This window comes from Armatimonadota bacterium (genome assembly GCA_020354555.1).
Lineage (GTDB): Bacteria > Armatimonadota > Hebobacteria.
Genome location: CP070648.1, coordinates 6,983 through 10,547 on the forward strand (window position 1 = coordinate 6,983; position 3,565 = coordinate 10,547).

At 65.9% G+C, this 3,565-nt stretch carries 2 protein-coding genes; one reads left to right on the top strand and one right to left on the bottom strand.

Annotated elements, in window-relative coordinates:
• Nucleotides 1–1,187: S-layer homology domain-containing protein (locus JSV65_00045; protein ID UCH34782.1), on the bottom strand; the 1,187-nt coding region annotated here is incomplete at its 3' end.
• Between the two features lie 1,183 nt (nucleotides 1,188–2,370).
• Between JSV65_00045 and JSV65_00050 the strand changes: the two genes are divergently transcribed.
• Nucleotides 2,371–3,474, top strand: coding sequence for a PD40 domain-containing protein (locus JSV65_00050; protein ID UCH34783.1), 1,104 nt, complete (start codon nucleotides 2,371–2,373; stop codon nucleotides 3,472–3,474).
• Nucleotides 3,475–3,565 lie beyond the last annotated feature (91 nt).

Sequence of the window (3,565 nt, forward strand, 5' to 3'; positions counted from 1 at the left end):
GCGAACTCGCCCATAATCGTGCGATTGAACAGGTCGCCTTCCAGTCCGACCGACCACACACGCTGGCTGTGGACGCCGCTGTGCACGTACACGCCGGTCACCGTCCAGTCCCAGATCGGGAAGGACAGAGTCGCGGCGCTCATCACGTCCTGGCCCTCGTTGACGGTGCTGGTGGGCTCTGCCGGATTCACGGTGTCGAAGTTAGCGGTCTCTCGGTCGAACTGTCCGTAGACGCCGTGCACCATCATGCCACGGCCCAGCGGGACGCCAAGGTCAATCGCCTTCAACGGGAACAGGCCGTTGTCAAGCGCAAGACCCATGTTCGCCTTGAAGTACTGCTTACCCACGGTCGCCGTGTGGCGGATGGGGAAGCCAGTGTTGACCTTGACCCAGGCCTCGTCAATGCGGACCATGTCCATCAGGCCGAGACCTGCTGCGGGCTGATTCGCCTCGTCCGGGACGTTGGTCCTGGGCTCGGCCAACAGCGTCACGTTGACCATGGTCGCGTCGTTGATCTGACCCGACAGGTTGACCTTGGTCACCATGGTGCCGAAGTTGCTGGCCTTGTAGGCGTCCTTGTCCAGAGTCGAATAGCCCGGATACGGGTTGGTCTCCCCGCCCGTCCACTCGAGCTCGTCGCCGTAGAAGCCGGTGCGGTAGCTGATGCTGCCGCCGACCTTGATCTTCGCCGCGGGTTCGTCGACGATACAGATGGCCTCAAGGTCCTCCACGCGGAACAGCAGGTCGTCAACGTCCGCGCGGATCTGCCGCAACTCCGGCATGAACTCCTGCTCCAACTGCTGCAAGAGCTGCTGCTGGCGCTCGGTCAGGGCAGTACCAGGGCCTCCCGCTCCGGGATCGCCCTTGTCACCCTTGTCGCCTTTGGCGCCAGGGGGCCCAGCCGGTCCGGGATCGCCCTTGTCACCCTTCGGACCCTTGATGGTGACACGCTCCATGTCTAGGATCCGCGATAGGGCCATGGCGAACTCGTAGCGGGTCATCTGCCGCTGGCCCTTGAACGTGCCATCGGGGTAGCCGATGATGACCCCGTCTTGGGCCAGCTCCTGCACTGCGTCATATGCCCAGTGGTCGCTCGGGACATCCGAGAACGCGCCCTGGGCTCCAGCGGGAACTGTTGCTGCGATGAGGAATGCCGCGCACGCGGCAATTCCCATGGCATACTTCATGCGTTTCCTCCTTAGCCTTTGCCTGAATTGCCGGATCGGGCCGCGCTTGGGAGGACGCAGAGTATCCTTGTTTCCTCTGACTCTCCGTTCGCGCTGCCGTCTCCAGCTTATTGTCTCCCCACCCGGCTTTGCGGGCGCTAAGGCTCCTTTTCACCTCCTCTCCTCCGCGTCCACCGGTTGTCGCGGGGATACAATCTGTGCCATGATCGTTCATCCAGTGCGCGCGTCTGAGCCGCGGTGGCCAGACGCGCGGCGCGCATGAGTGATGCGCGCTACTGGGATTACGCCTCGAAGGAACGTCCTGATTGTCTCCGTTCGTATCGAAGCCGCGTCTGAGTTGTCAAGGTCCAGCAGGCCGGCCGCCTGCCTGGCAGGCGCCAGACCCGCTCGATTGCGCCCGAATATATAGCACAAAAACCCTGCGAAGTCAATGACTCTCCCTCGCGCCGAGGGCCGATAGCCCGACATTGGGCTGAGAACTAGCACACATGCGCTTGCTTACAGAGTCCTGGGTATTGCCGCAGCGCCGGTAGTACCCGCAGACTCTTCCGGACGAGCTTCGTTTTGGGCGCCGCCGCCATCCCCGGCACCCTCCCCCAATGCACGGACCTCGATAGATCGCATGTTTGCGGTGTCGTCTTGGGCTCTTGCGTGGCCTAGTTGCTCCCGGGTCCGGCTTCTCCGCCTAAGGCAAACAGGTTCAGATCGCCCAAGGATGTGGCACGGACGCCCTCTGCCGTGCCATCTCGGGCGGGCCAGCCTCGGCCCGCCGCTCCCCATTGCGGCACTCGCGGGGGGCCGCAATCGCCGTGTCCGCGGTTCATGCGCCGTCCCGCCTCGGGCGCGGCCCGGTCTCGGCGCGGGTCGGCACCGTGACCCCTGGCGCCCGACACCGTAGCCCTTGCTAACCCGGCCGCCATCTGACGGACGCGGGAGCCTCGCAGATTCCCTCCGGAGTGCGGAATAATCCTCTTGGGTAGTATCGAGCCGCTGCGGCGTTGGCGCCGCTCCGCAGCGCGGCATCGCCGCTCACCGTACGATCCCCTGCCGCAATTCGGCCGCCGTGTCGTCAAGCGCCGGACCGGGCGGGCGACGCGCGCACGTATAGGGACAATCCGTGATGGAACACTCGCGGACTGCAACCACGACGTCCCGACGTGCGTCATCCTGCGAGGTGTTGAAGATGTACATACCCACAGCGAGAATGCTCTTGCGCCGCGCGCTCATGGCGGTGCCCGTGTCGGCGCTTGTCGTGCTCGTCGCAGGCAGTCCGGCTCACCCCGGCGCCGTTGGCCTCAACTGGTCGTCGTCCGGCCGGCTGCTGGCGTTCTGGAGTGACTCCGGGCTCTACGCGGTGAATACGGTGCAGGGCGGCGTGATTCGTCTCAGTGCGAACGGCGCCCAGGGGTTCTGCTCGCCCGACGGACTCAAGGTAGCGTGGGCCGATAGAGACGGCACGTTTGTCTATCGCATGGACACCAAGGCAGCCGTGCGCGTCGCCGAGCCCGGCCGGGTGAAGGAGTGGAGCCCGGACAGCGAGTGGGTCCTTCTGGAGGCCTCGCCGTCCGGGCAGGCGTGGGAGATCTACGCCGCCCACGCCGACGGCAAAGGCGCCGCGCCGCTTGCGGCGCACCCCGCCACCGATCGTGACGCAACCTGGTCGCCCGACGGCCGGTGGATTGCCTTCGTCTCCGACCGCGACGGCGCGCGCTCGGACATCTGGGTCGTCGGCGGTAACCGCTCCCAGCTCACGCGCGTGACCTCGATGTTCGCGGCGGGAGAGCCCGCATGGTCGCCCGACGCATCCAAGCTCGCCTTCGTCGGGCAGCTCACCGCATCCGCGTCGCGCCTGATCTACAGCCTTGACTTCAAGACGAACAAGCTGACCGAGCTCACGTCGGTGACCGATGGCGACTGCCGCGCGCCCAAATTCCTCAGCAACGGAGTATTGAGATATACGAGCCGGCAGGACATGGTCGTCGAGTTGGCAACCGGACGCAAGCGAAAGCTCCCGCGCGGCGAGCTCTCGCCCGACGCGACCATGGTCGCTGCGTTGTCGGGCCGCCCCGGCGCGCTCGATATCGTGAAACTCCACGATGGCAGTCGGCTGTCGCTCGCCAAGGGCGTGGAGGCATGCGCCTGGTCCGCCGACGGCCGCTTGCTTGCGTACCTCGCCCTGACCACCGGGCCCGGCAGCGGCCTGATGCGCGAGCTGCGCATCGCCGCTCCCGGCACGGAAGGTGTTTACGTCCTCTGGAGCGAAGGTCTGCGCAGGCCGACCGGATAGCTCGGGCGCCGTCGTCCACATCGGGAACCCGCGGATTGCGCGGATATCGCGGATGAGCCCCACCGACTCACGGCCACGCGTGTGCGGCGCC